Source organism: Saccharopolyspora sp. NPDC002376 (assembly GCF_053593195.1).
This window is the reverse complement of the sequence record NZ_JBSFBZ010000026.1, coordinates 21,346-36,728: the sequence shown is the minus strand read 5'-3', so window position 1 is coordinate 36,728 and position 15,383 is coordinate 21,346. Positions and strand designations below refer to the sequence as shown.

Annotated in this window: 15 protein-coding genes; 13 read left to right on the top strand and 2 right to left on the bottom strand. The window is 69.0% G+C overall.

Going from position 1 to position 15,383, the window contains the following annotated elements; translation table 11 throughout:
* The first annotated feature begins 326 nt into the window (after positions 1 to 326).
* The 6 genes from ACWCO2_RS18730 to ACWCO2_RS18705 all read left to right on the top strand — a co-directional run bounded on the left by ACWCO2_RS18730 (position 327) and on the right by ACWCO2_RS18705 (position 8,176).
* The gene (locus tag ACWCO2_RS18730) at positions 327 to 1,625 is read left to right on the top strand and encodes an MFS transporter (protein ID WP_450129000.1); all 1,299 of its coding nucleotides are present in this window, start codon (positions 327 to 329) and stop codon (positions 1,623 to 1,625) included.
* A 185-nt stretch (positions 1,626 to 1,810) separates the two neighbouring features.
* The gene (locus ACWCO2_RS18725) at positions 1,811 to 3,127 is read left to right on the top strand and encodes an MFS transporter (protein ID WP_450128999.1); all 1,317 of its coding nucleotides are present in this window, start codon (positions 1,811 to 1,813) and stop codon (positions 3,125 to 3,127) included.
* A gap of 133 nt (positions 3,128 to 3,260) precedes the next feature.
* Complete coding sequence (locus ACWCO2_RS18720) at positions 3,261 to 4,394, top strand: thiolase family protein (protein ID WP_450128998.1); 1,134 nt, start codon at positions 3,261 to 3,263, stop codon at positions 4,392 to 4,394.
* A 115-nt stretch (positions 4,395 to 4,509) separates the two neighbouring features.
* A complete protein-coding gene (locus ACWCO2_RS18715) occupies positions 4,510 to 5,655 on the top strand; it encodes an acyl-CoA dehydrogenase family protein (protein ID WP_450128997.1) in 1,146 nt (381 codons plus the stop codon).
* 380 nt (positions 5,656 to 6,035) lie between these two features.
* On the top strand, positions 6,036 to 7,229 hold the full coding sequence (locus ACWCO2_RS18710; RefSeq protein WP_450128996.1) for a M14 family zinc carboxypeptidase: 1,194 nt from the start codon (positions 6,036 to 6,038) through the stop codon (positions 7,227 to 7,229).
* A 74-nt stretch (positions 7,230 to 7,303) separates the two neighbouring features.
* A complete protein-coding gene (locus ACWCO2_RS18705; protein ID WP_450128995.1) occupies positions 7,304 to 8,176 on the top strand; it encodes a LysR family transcriptional regulator in 873 nt (290 codons plus the stop codon).
* Here the strand turns inward: ACWCO2_RS18705 and ACWCO2_RS18700 are convergent.
* Positions 8,088 to 9,041, bottom strand: coding sequence for a LysR family transcriptional regulator (locus ACWCO2_RS18700; RefSeq protein WP_450128994.1), 954 nt, complete (start codon positions 9,039 to 9,041; stop codon positions 8,088 to 8,090). The two genes, ACWCO2_RS18705 and ACWCO2_RS18700, sit on opposite strands and share 89 nt — an antisense overlap.
* 234 nt (positions 9,042 to 9,275) lie before the next feature.
* Here ACWCO2_RS18700 and ACWCO2_RS18695 point away from each other — a divergent pair, with 234 nt between their 5' ends.
* Genes ACWCO2_RS18695 through ACWCO2_RS18680 form a run of 4 tightly spaced genes read left to right on the top strand, consistent with a single transcriptional unit; the run spans position 9,276 to position 13,233 of the window.
* Complete coding sequence (locus ACWCO2_RS18695; protein WP_450128993.1) at positions 9,276 to 10,040, top strand: crotonase/enoyl-CoA hydratase family protein; 765 nt, start codon at positions 9,276 to 9,278, stop codon at positions 10,038 to 10,040.
* A gap of 4 nt (positions 10,041 to 10,044) precedes the next feature.
* Complete coding sequence (locus tag ACWCO2_RS18690; protein ID WP_450128992.1) at positions 10,045 to 10,692, top strand: PaaI family thioesterase; 648 nt, start codon at positions 10,045 to 10,047, stop codon at positions 10,690 to 10,692.
* Between the two features lie 33 nt (positions 10,693 to 10,725).
* Positions 10,726 to 12,261 carry an acyl-CoA synthetase gene (locus ACWCO2_RS18685; protein ID WP_450128991.1) on the top strand — a complete coding sequence of 512 codons (1,536 nt, stop codon included), beginning with the start codon at positions 10,726 to 10,728 and terminating at the stop codon, positions 12,259 to 12,261.
* A gap of 15 nt (positions 12,262 to 12,276) precedes the next feature.
* Complete coding sequence (locus tag ACWCO2_RS18680) at positions 12,277 to 13,233, top strand: LLM class F420-dependent oxidoreductase (RefSeq protein ID WP_450128990.1); 957 nt, start codon at positions 12,277 to 12,279, stop codon at positions 13,231 to 13,233.
* Positions 13,234 to 13,332: 99 nt separating this feature from the next.
* Here the strand turns inward: ACWCO2_RS18680 and ACWCO2_RS18675 are convergent, their stop codons facing one another.
* Positions 13,333 to 14,025 (bottom strand): histidine phosphatase family protein, encoded by a 693-nt coding sequence (locus tag ACWCO2_RS18675; RefSeq protein ID WP_450128989.1) that lies wholly within the window; start codon positions 14,023 to 14,025, stop codon positions 13,333 to 13,335.
* Between the two features lie 103 nt (positions 14,026 to 14,128).
* Between ACWCO2_RS18675 and ACWCO2_RS18670 the strand changes: the two genes are divergently transcribed.
* The 3 genes from ACWCO2_RS18670 (at position 14,129) to ACWCO2_RS18660 (ending at position 15,294) form a co-directional block, all read left to right on the top strand.
* Positions 14,129 to 14,923 (top strand): enoyl-CoA hydratase/isomerase family protein, encoded by a 795-nt coding sequence (locus ACWCO2_RS18670; protein WP_450128988.1) that lies wholly within the window; start codon positions 14,129 to 14,131, stop codon positions 14,921 to 14,923.
* A 90-nt stretch (positions 14,924 to 15,013) separates the two neighbouring features.
* Positions 15,014 to 15,181 (top strand): hypothetical protein, encoded by a 168-nt coding sequence (locus tag ACWCO2_RS18665; RefSeq protein ID WP_450128987.1) that lies wholly within the window; start codon positions 15,014 to 15,016, stop codon positions 15,179 to 15,181.
* Complete coding sequence (locus ACWCO2_RS18660; protein ID WP_450128986.1) at positions 15,172 to 15,294, top strand: hypothetical protein; 123 nt, start codon at positions 15,172 to 15,174, stop codon at positions 15,292 to 15,294. The genes ACWCO2_RS18665 and ACWCO2_RS18660 overlap by 10 nt, the downstream gene beginning before the upstream one ends.
* Positions 15,295 to 15,383 lie beyond the last annotated feature (89 nt).

Genomic DNA, 15,383 nt, shown 5'->3' with positions numbered 1-15,383 from the left:
TATCGGCTGATCGGCCCACGGATCCTGATCGCCGGGTGGGCGCGATGCTGTGCCATCAACATCACGACTTTCGTCGAGCGGGTTCCTCTCGATCGGTGGCCGAACACGGTCGATGGGACCATTGTTCTGCGAAATAAGTTGGAACGAAGCCATTTTCGGTCAGGGGTGATGTCCATAGTGGTGGGCTATCGGCGCGTTAGCACCTAGCTCTTTGACGGTGTGGTCGGGGTCTCGTTCGATTGGCGGGCGGTGGTTCGCCGCTTATCGTCCGATTGCCCGATATCCGCACTGCGATCACCGCTCCGACTCCCGCCGAAGGGCCGCGCATGTCCGTCGAGAGAGTGCACGAAGCTGCGCCCGGCACCGCCGCGCCGGTCTACCGGCCGGTGATGGCCTGGGTGATCACTGGCATGCTGGTGCTGTTCATCGTGGTCAACTGGGCCGACAAGACGGTGTTCGGCATCGCCGCCCAACCGCTGAAGGAGGAGCTCGGGCTGACCTCCGCGCAGGTCGGCTTCATCGGCAGCGCCTTCTTCTTCCTGTTCAGCGTCACCGGGTTGACCGTCGCGTTCATCGGCAACCGGGTGCGCACCAAATGGATGCTGTTCACGCTGGCCGCGCTGTGGTCGTTGACGATGGTGCCGGTGCTGGTGTCGGCCAGCTTCGCCACCTTGCTGATCAGCCGGATCGGGCTCGGCGCGGCCGAAGGGCCGTCGGGTGCGCTGGCCACCGCCGGGGCGTTCGAGTGGTTCCCGAAGGAGAAGCGCAGCTTCCCGTCGGCGTGGCTTTCCTCCGGCGCGTCGATCGCCAAGATCGCCATCGCCCCGCTGCTGGCGCTGATCGTCGCGGTGTGGGGCTGGCGGGCGTCGTTCATCGTGCTGGCGCTGGCCGGAGTGGTGTGGGCGCTGGGCTGGGCGTTGATCGGACGGCAGGGGCCGTTCGCGGCGCCGATGGATCGTCAGGCGGAGTCCGCACCTGCGGTGCAGCGGGTGCCGTTCCGGCAGATCGCGTTGTCCCGCACCTTCGTCGGCTGCGTCATCGGCACCTTCACCATGTACGGGCTGGTGTCGGTGATCCTGACCTGGCTGCCGTCCTACTTCGAGGTGGGGCTGGGCATCGACCGGTTGCAGGCCGGGGCGATGTTCGGCCTGCCGAGCATCTCGGGCATGACCGCGATGCTGGTGGTCTCGTGGTTCAGCGACCGCCGCGTGGCGGCCGGTTCGAGCTCCCGGGTGCAGCGAGGCCTGGTCCCCGCGGTCGGGTTGCTGATCGGCGGTCTGCTGCTCGCGCTGCTGCCGTACCTCGCATCGCCGGCGCTCGCGATCACCGCGGTGGTGCTCGGATACGGCATCGGGACGGTCGCGTTGCCGCTGGCGAACGCGGCAGTGTCGCAGATCTGCCCGCCCGCGCAGCAGGCAGGGACGCTGGGCGTCTTCCTCGCGCTGCAGTCGGCCTCCGGGCTGTTCGCCCCGGCCCTGACCGGCTGGCTGGTGGACGTCGCACCGACGCCGGGTGCGGGATTCGCCTTGGCGTTCCAGGTATTCGGCCTGGCCGTCGTGGTCGGCGGCATCGCCACCGCGCTGCTGGTCAACCCCGAGCGCGACGCCCGCCGCATCCTCGGCTGACGCGGTTCGTGAGCGGCGATGGCCGTAACAACCACTATCGCCGCTCACGATGGCTTGCGCATCGATAGCGGTTGCCTATCCGTGCGTTCAGATCGGCGTCTTTGACCGCGTGATGGGGGTCTCGTTGAATGGCCGGTGCCGGTGGGCACCGTCGCCGAACCGGCCACTCCGAAGGGAGGGTCCGCATGACCGCTGGCAACCTGGACCGCGCTGTGGCCGCTTCCGCGGCGCCACCGGTCTTCCGCCCGGCGATGGCCTGGACCATCACCGCGATGCTGGTGCTGTTCATGATCGTCAACTGGGCGGACAAGGCCGTGCTGGGCATAGTCGCCCAGCCGCTGAAGGCCGATCTCGGGCTCAGCAGCGCTGAGATCGGTTTCATCGGCAGCGCGTTTTTCTTCCTCTACAGCATCAGTGGTGTCGCGGTCGGGTTCCTGGCCAACAAGGTCAAGACGAAGTGGGTGCTGCTGGGACTCGCTGTGCTGTGGTCGTTGACCCAGGTTCCGGTGCTGCTGTCGGCCACCGGGGCGGCGCTGCTGGTCAGCCGCATCGCGCTGGGCGCGGCGGAAGGTCCGGCGACCGCGATGGCCAACGCCGGGACCTTCGAGTGGTTTCCGAAGGAGAAGCGCAGTCTTCCCTCGGCGTGGCTGTCCTCCGGCGCTTCGATCGCCAAGATCGCGGTGGCCCCGGTGCTGACGTTGGTCGTGGTGGCCTGGGGTTGGCGAGCGGCGTTCGTGACGTTGGCGCTGGTTGGCGCGGTCTGGTGCGTCGCCTGGCTGCTGATCGGCCGCGAAGGTCCCTATGCGGTACCGCGCGGCAAGGCCGCCGAGCAGCAGCCCGACACCGGGATCCGCGTGCCGTTCCGCAAGATCGCGCTCAGCCCCAGCTTCATCGGCGGCGCGATCGGCACCTTCATGGTGTACGGGCTGGTGTCGGTGGTGCTGACCTGGCTGCCGTCCTACTTCGAGGTGGGGCTCGGGTTCAGCCGGGTGCAGGCGGGCAGCATGTTCGGGCTGCCCAGCATCACCGGCATGATCGGCATGATCGGGGCCGGCTGGCTGACCGATCGGATGGTCTCGCGCGGCTCCAGCGCCCGCGTCCAGCGCGGCCTGGTCCCGGCTGTCTCGCTGTTGATCGGCGGTGGACTGCTGGCCGCGTTGCCCTACATCGGCGGTGGTTGGGCAGCGGTCGCCGTCGTGGTGGTGGCCTACGGGTTCATGGTGGTGCCCGTGCCGGTGATGAACTCGGTGGTGTCGCAGATCAGCCCGACCCGCCAGCAGCCCGGCGCGCTCGGCTTCTTCCTCGCGCTGCAAACGCTTTCCGGGCTGTTCGCACCGGCGCTGACCGGTGCTCTGGTGGACGTCGCGCCGACTCCCGGTGCCGGGTACGCGCAGGCCTTCCAGCTGTTCGGCGTGGCGGTTTTCGTCGGAGGCGTCGTGATGGCGCTGCTGGTCGACCCTGATCGCGATGCCCGCCGGATCTTCGGCGGTGTGCGCAGTTGATGGGTCTTGTTGCCGACCTGAGCTTTCGCAGTGAGAGTGCTACGGGAGGAGCGATGAAGAGGGAACTGTCGCTCTTGTGCAATGTGGACCAACTGGAGATCAATTTTCGATCGATAGAAGGAAGCAGAAGTAGATGAGGGACGCAGTCATCGTCGAAGCCGTGCGCACTCCGGTTGGCAAGCGCAACGGCGCGCTGTCCGGGATCCACCCGGCGGACCTGTCCGCGCGCGTGCTCAACGACCTGGTGGAGCGCGCCGGGGTCGAACCGGTCGACGTCGACGACGTGGTGTGGGGCTACGTGAGCCAGGCGGGGGAGCAGGCGGGCAACATCGCGCGGACCTCCGTGCTGGCGGCGGGCTGGCCGGAATCGGTGCCCGCCACCTCGGTGGACCGGCAGTGCGGTTCAAGTCAGCAGGCGGTGCACGCGGCTGCCGCCGGGGTCATCGCGGGCTACTACGACATCGCGGTGGCCGGTGGGGTGGAGTCGATGAGCCGGGTGCCGATGGGCTTCGCCCGCAAGGGCGTGGACAAGGTGTTGCCCGACTCGGTGCTGGACCGCTACGGCGTGAAGGGCTTCAACCAGGGCATCGGTGCGGAGATGGTGGCGGAGAAGTGGGGCTTTTCCCGCCAGCAGGTCGATGAGTACTCGCTGTCCTCGCACACGAAAGCCGCTGCGGCGATCGACTCCGGGGCGCTGGACGGACAGCTGGTGAAGCTGCCGGAGTTGCAAGCCGATGAGGGCGTTCGGCGCGGTGGAAGCCTGGAGTCGTTGGGCAAGCTCAAGACGGCGTTCGGCGAGGACGGTGTGATCACCGCGGGCAACGCCTCGCAGATCTCCGACGGCAGCGGCGCGCTGCTCATCACCACCAGCGACATCGCCCGCGAACGCGGGCTGCGGCCGATGGCCAGGGTGCACACGGCAGTGCTGGCCGGGGATGACCCGGTGATGATGCTGTCCGCCCCTTGGCCCGCCACGCACAAGGCGCTGCGCAGGGCAGGGCTCGACATCGACGACATCGGCGCATTCGAGATCAACGAGGCGTTCGCGCCGGTGCCGCTGGCTTGGCTTGTCGAGACGGGTGCGGACCCGGCACGTCTGAGCCCGCTGGGCGGAGCGATCGCGGTCGGCCATCCGCTAGGCGGATCCGGCGCGGTGCTGATGACCCGCCTGGTGCACCACATGCGCGCCAACGGAATCCGCTACGGCCTCCAGACGATGTGCGAAGGCGGAGGCATGGCCAACGCCACCATCCTCGAATTGCTGTGAGCTCGGGGCGGTTCCGTCGTCGTGACGCGATTTCGATTGAAATCGCGCGAGAGGTCGCCGTGCGCTCGGGCGGTTCAGGGCGTGGGTTCTGAAGGCAGCGGATGAGGAGTGGTGGATGCGGAGCAGTGCTTATGGGGCGGAACACGAGGCGTTTCGCGAGGTGGTGAGGGATTTCCTGGTGAAGGAGGTCGTGCCGCACTTCGCCGAGTGGGAGCGGGCCGGGTTGGTGCCTCGCGAGCTGTTCCACAAGGCTGGGGCGGTCGGGATGCTCGGGTTGCAGGTGCCCGAGGAGCACGGCGGTGGTGGGACGAGCAGCTTCAAGTTCAACGCCGTCATCACCGAGGAGACCGCCCGCGCCGGGGTTGCGCTCGGCGGATTCAAGGTGCACACCGACGTCGTCGTGCCGTACTTCATCTCGCTTTGCGACGAGGCGCAGGCGAAGCGCTGGTTGCCCGGATTGGCCAGCGGTGAGCTGATGAGCGCCATCGCCATGACCGAGCCCGGCACCGGATCCGACCTGGCGGGCATGGCGACCACCGCCACCCGCGGGGGCGACCACTACATGCTCAACGGCGCCAAGACGTTCATCACCGGCGGTCACAACGCGGACCTGGTGATCGTCGTTGCCCGCACCGGGCAGGGCGAGAACCGCAGGGACGGGCTGTCGCTGCTGGTCGTGGAGCGCGGCATGGCCGGCTTCAGCCGGGGCCGCAACCTCGAAAAGCTGGGACTCAGGGCGCAGGACACCGCGGAGCTGTTCTTCGACGACGTGCGCATTCCGGCGGAGAACTTGCTCGGCGAGGAAGGCCGCGCCTTCCAGTACCTGAGCGCGAACCTCCCGCAGGAGTGGCTGGGCATCGCGGTGTCCGGCCAGGCCGCGGCGGAAGCCGCGCTGCGCACGACGTTGGACTACGTGCGCGAGCGCGAGGTCTTCGGCAAGCCGGTGGGCAGCTTCCAGAACACCAAGTTCGAGCTGGCTGGCTGCGCGGTGCAGATCGAGGCCGGGCGGGCGCTGCTGGACCGCGCGCTGGACGAGCAGGAGGCGGGGGCGTTGACCGCGGCCGACGCGGCGAAGGTCAAGGTGTACTGCACCGAACTCCAGTCCACAGTGGTTGATCGCTGCCTGCAGCTGCACGGCGGCTACGGCTACATGCTCGAGTACCCGATCGCCCGCATGTACGCCGACGCCCGCGTCACCCGCATCTTCGGCGGAACCACCGAGGTCATGAAGACGATCATCGCCAAGGACCTTGGCCTCTGAAGCGATTCCAGGCGCTCCTCGTCGGTTCTCCGGTGAGGAGCGCCTACTCGTGCGTCCGGCCCGCGGCAAGCTCCCGAGCGCAACGGGATCTCTCGTTCGGACTGAAAATGCCTTCGTTCTGGGCAATTGACTCGCTGTTGACGGGAACTTAATGTCCTCAGCTGTGCTCCCGGCCGACCGGGTGGTCCTCGCCTTCCGGGAGTGCGGTCAAGACGATCCGCGCCAGGACGTTCATCGCCCAGCTTCCTCGGTAGTGCGACGTGCCTGGAACGCGGCGGGATCGGTGCGCCGGATTCCAGGCCTCGCAGCAGATTGCAACTAGTGAACGGAGATGTGCAACTGTGAGTCGAATTCCCCGTTGGAGAACCTCATTCGCCCTCGTGGCCGCCAGTTCCGCGGTGCTGGCAGGGCTCGCCGCACCCGTGCAGGCGGCCCCGCCGGACGGGCCGGACCAGGGACCGTGCAAGATCTTCGACGATCCGCAGTGGAACGGGTGGACCAGCCACGCCGAGCTCGGCAAGACGCTGCAGGACATCGAGCGCACCTCGCAGGGCCGAGTCGGGGTGAAGCAGGTCGGCACGACCAAGCAGGGCCGCGAGTTGTGGGCCGCGCGCGTTGGGACCGGCAAGCGCGTGCTGATGGTGCAGAGCGCGATCCACGGCAACGAGCGGACCGGCACCGAGGCGCTGCTCGGCATCCTGAAGGACCTCAGCACCAGCCGGGATGCCGCGACCGAGCAGCTGCTGTCGCAGATCACGCTGGTGGCGATGCCGATGGTGAACCCCGACGGCGGGGAGCTCAACCGGCGGATGAACGTCAACGCCTGGGACCAGGTGGTGGCCGACCACCCGCAGCTGGCCGGGGCGCCCACGGCCTGGTACCACAGCCCCAACGGCGACGGGATCGACCTGCCCGGCTTCGACCTCAACCGGGACTTCAACCCCGACCTGAACTACGTGCCGCAGCCCGGGGACCTGCCCGGTGCGCAGACCGACGCCGGGTTCTTCCTGTCCCCGGAGTCGCAGGCCATCCGCGACACCTACCTGTCGCTACGCCAGGAGTTCGGCGCGGTCGACGCTGTGGTGGACCTGCACCACATGGGTCCGTGCGGGCGCACCACGGGCGGGCCGCAGGACGGCAAGCTCATCTCGGTCTCGCTGGACTACCCGCCGCTCGGCGTCAACGACGGTGCGGCCTACCAGGCGAAGTACCCGCTGCTCGACCAGGACAAGTCCCGCCGCTACGCGCTGTCGGTGGCTCGCGGCATTCAAGCCGCCTACGGTTCCCAGTCGCCGTTGGCCGGTGTGGGGCGGTACTTCCACCCCGACGATCGCGAGTACGCAGGCCAGGGGCGTTCGGCGTTCGCTCTCAACGGTTCGGCCACCGTGCTGTTCGAGGTCCGCGGTCAGCAGGACGACCTCGGGCAGAAGCAGCACGGCATGCTCATCCAGTCGGTGCGGACCGGCGTCGAGTCGCTGATCGCTGCGATGGCCTCGGGTGAGGTCGACCGCGTCAGCGGTGACGAGTTCTACGCGCTGCCCGACTATGGCTGGGACACCACGGCGACGGACTGAGCCGTGCCGGGGTCGTGAGTGGGAAAACCGGTTGGAGGCGGTTTTCCCACTCACGACGCGCGTAGGCTGCGCGGGTGGAGTTGCACCAGGTCGAATACTTCCTGGCCGTCGTCGATCACAACGGCATCAACGCTGCGGCGAGCGCGTTGCAGCTGGCGCAGCCCACGGTTTCGCAGGCCATTCGCAGTCTGGAGCGCGACCTCGGCGTCGAGCTGTTCCACCGGATCGGGCGCGGCATGGTGCTGGCCTCTGCCGGGCAGGCATTCGTCGGTCCGGCCCGGCAGATCCTGCGCGACGTCGTCACCGCAGAGGGCACGCTGGTCGATGCTGCCGGGTTGCCGCGAGGACGCCTGGACATCCACGTCGCGGCTGCGCTGGCGGTGCATCCGGTGGCTCAGCTCGTCGGCCGGTTCCGGCAGCGCTACCCGAACGTTTCGCTGCGGCTGGCCGAGCTGCGCGACGAGGAGGCCGGTGCTTCGCTGATCCGCGAGGGGCACTGCGAGATCGTGTTCACCTACCTGCCCGTTCCAGCCTCGGAACTGCAGGTGGAGAAACTGGGGCGGCACGACTACTGGCTGGTTTTCCCGCCGGGCACGGACGTTTCGGTGAAGGATCCGCTGCCGCTGGCCGAACTTCCGGACCTGCCGCTGGTGATCGTGCCCAAGAGCAGCGGTCGCACCGCCATCGAGAAGGCGCTCAGCGCAGCCCGCAAGCGCACCCGGCCGTCGGCGGTCGTGCAGCACCGCGAATCGATGCTGCCGTTCGTGCTGGCTGGGGTCGGGGGCACCGTGCTCGCCCGGCCGATGGCCGAGCAGGCCGCCGCGCGAGGGGCGATTGTGCGGGCGGTCGATCCGCCGATCAGTCTCGGCTACGGGGTGCTCTACGACCCTGCGGTGCTGTCGCCGGCCGGGCGGGCGTTGCTGCGGATGGCTCGGGCTCCGCGCTGACCCCGGCGACGGCCAGGAACGCCTCCGCGGCGGGGGACATCGGTCCCGGCCGGTGCACGAATCCGATGCTGCGCCGCAGTTCCGGTGTGGTGGAACGCAGGACCACGCCGTGCAGTTCGCGCTCGGCCAGGCTGCGGGGGAGGAAGGTGGCGCCCGCGCCGTGCGCGACCAGGTCCCAGATCGCCTGCCGGTTGGCCGATTCCACCGCGACGGTCAGCGTCGAGGTGTCGAGCACGGCGTCGATCAGGCTGAGCGTGTCGCCGAGCTCCAGGACCAGCGGGATGCCGGCCACCGCGGAGAGCGGCACCGGATCGGGCAGCTGCTCGGCCAGCCCCGGCGGCAGGACCAGCACGATCTCCTGGGTGCGGAGCTCGCGGGTGCGCAGCGAGGAGCCGCGGGGTCCGGTGCTGCGAGGCGGAAGCGTGGTCAGGCCGAGCTCGGCGTGCCCGCGCCGCACCTCGTCGACCACGCGAGAAGAGCTGCCGGGGCCGATGACGTTGAGCAGCACGCCGGGGTGACGCTGGTGGAACTCGCCGGCCAGCTCGGGCAGCGGGTACGCGGCCAGCGTCGCCAGCGCGGCGATGTCGAGCTGTCCGCTGTCGAGCGCGAGCACTCCGCGTGCGGCGCTGCGAGCTCGCTCGACGTCGCGGAGGATGCGGCGCGCGGGCGTCGCGAACGCCTCGCCGTCGGGGGTGAGCACCAGCTGGCGCCCGGCGCGGCGGAACAACTCCACCCCGAGCTGCCGCTCCAAACTCCGGATGGCCTGCGACAGGGAAGGCTGCGCGATGTACAGCGACTGCGCGGCCTTGGTGACGCTCCCGTGGTCGATCATCGCAACGAAGTACTCCACCAGCCGCAGATCCACCCCGGAAGAATACGAACCCAACCCACCCCTGACGACCCCTCACCAGTCCGGGTGTCACCCCCGGTGCGGTCGATTTCGCGCGAAATTGACACGTCCCCAGGTGACGGAGCATTGATCCGGGCTATGGGTGTGCGCGGGGTTTGGTCTGGGTCATACCGGCCAGTCGGTCTGGACCTGGGTTGCTCCGAGGGCGATACTGGGACGACCTTGGCTCGAGACCGGAGGAGATGCAGCGTGGGTGAGAGCGTCCTGACCGAGATCGCCGACGGCGTCGCCGTCATCACGATCAACCGGCCCGAGGCCCGCAACGCGGTGGACCGCTCGGTCGCCGAAGGCCTGGCCGCAGCGATCGACGAACTCGAAGAGCGCTCCGACGCGGTCATCGGCATCCTCACCGGCGCGGGCGGCACCTTCTGCGCGGGCATGGACCTCAAAGCCTTCACCCGCGGCGAGCGCCCCTCCATCCCGGGCCGAGGATTCGGCGGCGTCACCGAGCGGCCGCCGTCGAAACCGCTGCTCGCCGCCGTCGAGGGCTGGGCTCTGGCCGGAGGCTGCGAACTGGCGCTCAGCTGCGACCTGATCGTCGCGTCGCGCGAGGCCAAGTTCGGGTTGCCCGAGGTCAAGCGCGGGCTGGTCGCCGCCGCCGGTGGTCTGCTGCGGCTGCCCAAGACCTTGCCCTACCAGCTGGCCATGGAGGTCGCGCTGACCGGCGATCCGCTTACCGCCGAGGTCGCCCACGCGCACGGGCTGATCAACAAGCTCACCGAGCCGGGCGAGGCGCTGAACGGCGCACGGGAGCTGGCCGCGCGGGTGGCGGCGAACGGGCCGCTGGCGGTCCGCGCCACCAAGCAGATCGTCTCCGGCGCGGTGCGGTGGACCGACGCCGAGGCCTTCGCCGAGCAGCTCGAGATCTCCGCTCCGGTGTTCACCTCCGCCGACGCCCAGGAAGGGGCCCTCGCGTTCGCCGAGAAGCGCAAGCCGGTCTGGCGGGGTGAGTGAACCGGTGGCCACTGAAGACGACCAGGCGCAGCGCCGTCGGGCCGTGCGAGAGCTCGGTGCCGCGCTGCGCGAACTGAACGACGCCGCGGTGTCCACCGAGGTCGACACCGCGACCCTGACCGAGCTCGCCGAGCAGGTCCGCGCACTGGTCCCGCCGCTGGCCGCAGCCCGCCGCGAACGCGGCGAACCGGCCACTGTGGACGGTGGGCAGCGCTCGCGCCGGATGTACAACCCGGCGGCCGGTCCGGGGAACCCGATCGCACCGCCGATGCGCGTGGAGATCGTCGACGGCGCGGCGATCGGCCGCTGCACGCTCGGCCTGGCCTACGAGGGGCCGCCCAGCTACGGGCACGGCGGCATCAGCGCTCTGCTGCTGGACCAGATCCTCGGCCACGCGCACGCGACGCGCGGCAAGCACGGCATGACGGTCAAGCTCGCGCTGCGCTACCGGCGTCCGGTCCCGCTGCAGACGCCGCTGCGCATCGTCGGCCGGCTGGAGAACGTCGACGGGCGGTGGACCGAGTCGATCGCCACGATCAGCACCGAGGACGACCCCGACACCGTGCTGGTGGAGGCCGAGGGCGTCTTCGTGGTGCCCAGCGCCGAGCAGTCCAAGCGGCTGTTCGGGGAGTTGGAGCGCCTCTCGACGTGATCGGCGGGTGCCGATGGTTCAAGGAGGAGCCGCATGTACCCAGGAGTCCACGCCGCTACGCACCCCGACCGGCCTGCGCTGATCATGGCCGGATCCGGCCAGCGCCTGACCTACCGCGAACTCGACGAGCGGTCGCTGAGGCTGGCGAACCAGCTGCGCGCCGCGGGCCTGGGCAAGGGCGATGTGGTCGCGCTGCTCAGCGACAACTCCCCGCAGGCCTTCGAGGTCTACTGGGCCGCGCTACGCTCCGGCTTGTACGTGTGCGCGGTCAACAGCCACCTGCAACCCGAAGAAGTTGCCTACATCGTCAACGATTCCGGAGCCCGCGCGCTGCTGGTGTCCGCCGGGCTCGCCGAATTGGCCGAGGCGGTCGCAGAGCGAGTACCCGACGTCGGGTTGCGGCTGGCTTTCGGCGGTGCGGTACCAGGTTTCGATGACTACGAGCAGGCGCTGGCCGCAGCTTCGACGGAAGTCCCCGCTTCGCAGCCGTGCGGCGCGGACCTGCTGTACTCCTCGGGGACCACCGGGCGCCCCAAGGGGATCAAACCCAACCTGCCCGATCGCCAGGTGCACGAACCTGGCAACGTGCTGGTCGACCTGCTGCGCGCGTTCTACGGGTTCACCGAGGACACCGTCTACCTGTCCCCGGCGCCGGTCTACCACGCGGCACCCCTGCGCTACTGCGCCTCGGTGCAGGCGAACGGCGGGACCGTGGTGATGATGGAGCGCTTCGACCCGGAAGGCGCGTTGCGGGCGATCGAGAACTACGGCGTCACGCACAGCCAGTGGGTTCCGACGATGTTCGTCCGAATGCTCAAGCTGGATGAGCAGATCCGGCAGCGCTACGACCTGAGCAGCCACCAGATGGCGGTGCACGCCGCCGCGCCGTGTCCGGTGGAAGTCAAGCGGGCGATGATCGAGTGGTGGGGCCCGATCCTGCAGGAGTACTACGCGGCGACCGAGGGCATCGGCATGACGCTGATCGATTCCGCGCAGTGGCTGGACAAACCGGGCTCGGTCGGCCGCTCGGTGCTCGGCGATGTGCACGTCTGCGACGAGGACGGCCACGAGCTGCCCAGCGGCGAGGTTGGCACCGTCTACTTCGGACGGGACGAGGTTGCCTTCGAGTACCTGGGAGATCCGGACAAGACCCGGTCGATCAAACATTCCGGGCACGCGAACTGGGCCACCGTCGGCGATCTGGGCTACCTCGACGACGACGGCTTCCTGTTCCTCACCGACCGCAAGGAATTCATGATCATCTCTGGCGGGGTGAACATCTACCCGCAGGAAGTCGAGAACGTGCTGGTGCTGCACCCGGCGATCCTCGACGTCGCGGTGTTCGGGGTACCCGATCCCGAGATGGGCGAGGCGGTCAAAGCCGTCGTGCAACCGGCACCCGGTGTGGAACCGGGCCCGGACCTGGAGCGGGAGATCCTCGACTACGCCAGGCAGCGCGTCGCGCACTACAAGGTGCCGCGCAGCGTCGACTTCACGAGCGAGCTACCGCGCACTCCCACCGGCAAGCTGGTCAAGGGAAAGCTCAAGGCGCGCTACGCGTCTTCGTGATCGAGAGGACTGTTCGTGCAACGACGTTGGGGCATCACGGTGCCGTTCCAAGGCATTCCGCTGGCCGAGCAGCGCGAGCTGATCATCGAACTACCGGACCTGGGTTACACGGACGTGTGGTCGTCGGAGTCGAACGGCGCCGACGCGTTCACCCCGCTCGCGCTGGCCAGCGCCTGGGCACCGCAGCTGCGGCTGGGAACCGCGATCGTCCCGGTCTACACCCGAGGCCCGGCGACGCTGGCGATGAGCGCCGCATCGCTGGCCGCGGCTGCCCCGGGGCGGTTCGCGCTGGGCATCGGCACCTCGTCCAACGTGATAGTGGAGCGCTGGAACGACATCCCGTTCGAGGAGCCCTACAAGCGCGTGCGTGACACGCTGCGATTCCTGCGCAAGGCGCTGAGCGGGGAGAAGGTAACCGAGACCTACGAGACCTTCCAGGTCAAGGGCTTCACCGCCGGTCTGGTCGCTGAGCCGGCGCCGCCGCTGCTGGTCGCCGCCTTGCGGCCGGGGATGTTGTGGTTGGCAGGCCGGGAAGGCGACGGCGCGATCATCAACTGGCTCTCGCCCGACGACGTGCGCGCGGTAGTCCCGCACGTGCACGAGGGCGGCGAGGGCAAGGAGATCGTTGCCCGGATCTTCGCGATGCCCGATACCGACGCCGACACAGCTCGCGGCATCGCGCGACGGCAGATCGCGGCGTACATGAACGTGCCGGTGTACCGGGCTTTCCACGAATGGCTGGGTCGCGAGGAGCTCGCGCCGATGTGGCAGGCGTGGGACGCCGGTGACCGCAAGGCGGCGCTGGAGGCGATCCCGGACAGCGTGGTCGATGACCTGATGGTGCACGGCCCGGCCGAGCACTGCCGGGAACGGATCCAGCAGTACGTGGACAACGGGGTCACCACCCCGACGATCGCGCTCCTGCCGCAGGGAAACCCGGCGGACGCGGTCCGCGCGCTGGGCCTGAAGTAGCAGGGGAGGACTCCAATTTTAGGGAGATTCGGGAGGAGCCCCAGCGCAGCGCAAGGTGGTTTCCCAATTTTAGGGAAATTCGGAGACCCCCACGACGGCTCAGCTCAGCGCGGCGGCCTGTGCGGAGAGGTCGGAGCCGAGATGAGCGGAGTCGTTGAAGCTGCGGACGATCCAGTGGTCCGCGGCGACCACGATCCGGGAGATCGAGCCGTTGTCGGCGCCCAGGAAGGCCAGCGGGCGGGATCTGGTGGCCAGCGCCAGCACCTGGCCGATGATGCCGCCATGGGTGAACACCGCGATCCGCTGGTCCGGGTGCGCCGCGGCCAGCCGCTCGATCGAGCCGCGGACACGGTTGCTCAGCGCCTCGACCGACTCCGCGCCGGGGATGACGTCCCAGCGCTGCTCGGCGTACATCCGGTGGATGACCGGGTCGTTCGCGGCGACCTTCTGCCGGAACAGCCCGCCTTCCCACTCGCCGAGGTGCACCTCCCGCAGATCCGGTTCGACCTGCGGGGTCAGGCCGGTGCGCGCGGCCAGCGGCGCGGCGGTCTGGACGGTGCGGATCAGCGTGGTCACGTAGATCGCGTCCAGGTCCGCGTCGGCCAGCCGCTGCGCGACGCGCTCGGCGTGCTCCCGGCCCTGCGGGGCCAGTTCCGGGTCGCCCTGCCCGTCGACCAGTGGGAACGGCCGATCGGGGCGGGCCGGGGCCGATTCGCCGTGCCGGATCAGCAGGATGTCGGTGGCCCCGCTCGGGACCGAGAACCGGGACTGCCGGTACTCCACGTCGGACATGTTGGCTCGCTTCCCTGGGCAACTGGTCCGCCTGGACCCTTCCAGCGAGCCAAGAGGTTTTCAAGTCGCCGCGACCGGTCAACGGTCGGCACCGAGACGATGGGTGAGCACAGTGGACAGTGATGCGATCCAGGTGGCGCACGAAGGCCCCGTCCTGACGGTCACGATCAACCGGCCCAAGCGCAAGAACGCCCTGGACCTCGCGGCCTGGCGTGGACTGCACGAGGCGATCGCGAAAGCAGCGACGGACGACGACGTGCGGTGCTTGGTGATCACGGGAGCGGGCGGCGACTTCTGCGCAGGCGCGGACCTGAGCGGGGATCGCGGCCCGCAGCACCCGCTGAACCGAATGCACGGCATCAACGAGATCGCACTGGCCCTGCACGAGTTGCCGAAACCGTCGGTGGCGAAGGTGCGAGGCGTCGCGGTCGGCGCCGGATGGAACCTGGCACTGGGCTGCGACCTGGCGGTCTGCACCCCGGACGCCCGCTTCTCGCAGATCTTCGGCAAGCGAGGCCTGTCGCTGGACTTCGGCGGATCCTGGCTCCTGCAACGAATCGTCGGCCTGCAACAGGCCAAACGCCTGGCACTGCTCGCCGAGATCATCGGTGCCGACGAAGCCCGCGAACTCGGCATGGTCACCGCAGTACGGGAGGACTCCGACATCGACGAGTACGTCGCCGACCTGGCTACCCGCCTTGCGCAAGGCCCGCCGATCGCGCTCGCGCAGAGCAAGCAAATGCTGCACACCGTCGGCAACCAGAGCTTCCGAGAGGCTCTGGAAAGCGAAGCCCGAGCCCAGACCATCAACTTCGCGACCGCAGACAGCCAGGCCGCCAAGGAAGCGTTCATCAACAAGACCGACCCCGAGTTCACCGGTGACTGGGCGCTGCGATGACCCGCGAGCAGACCACCTACGAGGTCTCCGAGGGGCATCGCCACGATCACGCTGAACCGGCCGGACAAGCTCAACGCGTTCACCCACGTGATGCGCGACGAGCTGATCAGCGCGTTCGATGCCGCCGCCGATGGCGAGGTCCGCTGGGCGGCGGGGCAGATCGACGGCGGTGGCACGGTGGCGTTGCACATCGCCGAGTCGCGCAAGCCGGTGATCGCGGCGTTCAACGATCCGGCGGTCGGAGTGGCGTGGCGATGATGCTGCCCGCGGACATCCGGCTGGCCGCCGAGTCGGCGGAGTTCCCCATGAAGTTCAGCACCGAGTACCCGGACTTCATCCCACCCTGGCCACAACGCCTCAATTCGCCCTGATCGAGTGGATTCGACCGCGGTGAAAGGCACCTTCGAGCAATCAACACTGCTGCGCGAAGCGCTTCCTCGGCGGTCGGGTGACGGGCGGG

What these genes read in the sequence shown, in the direction of transcription:
- ACWCO2_RS18730 (WP_450129000.1), top strand. Translation starts at nt 327, where the DNA reads ATGTCCGTCGAGAGAGTGCACGAAGCTGCGCCCGGCACCGCCGCGCCG.
- ACWCO2_RS18725 (WP_450128999.1), top strand. Translation starts at nt 1,811, where the DNA reads ATGACCGCTGGCAACCTGGACCGCGCTGTGGCCGCTTCCGCGGCGCCA.
- ACWCO2_RS18720 (WP_450128998.1), top strand. Translation starts at nt 3,261, where the DNA reads ATGAGGGACGCAGTCATCGTCGAAGCCGTGCGCACTCCGGTTGGCAAG.
- ACWCO2_RS18715 (WP_450128997.1), top strand. Translation starts at nt 4,510, where the DNA reads ATGCGGAGCAGTGCTTATGGGGCGGAACACGAGGCGTTTCGCGAGGTG.
- ACWCO2_RS18685 (WP_450128991.1), top strand. Translation starts at nt 10,726, where the DNA reads ATGTACCCAGGAGTCCACGCCGCTACGCACCCCGACCGGCCTGCGCTG.
- ACWCO2_RS18675 (WP_450128989.1), bottom strand. Translation starts at nt 14,025, where the DNA reads ATGTCCGACGTGGAGTACCGGCAGTCCCGGTTCTCGGTCCCGAGCGGG.
- ACWCO2_RS18665 (WP_450128987.1), top strand. Translation starts at nt 15,014, where the DNA reads ATGCGCGACGAGCTGATCAGCGCGTTCGATGCCGCCGCCGATGGCGAG.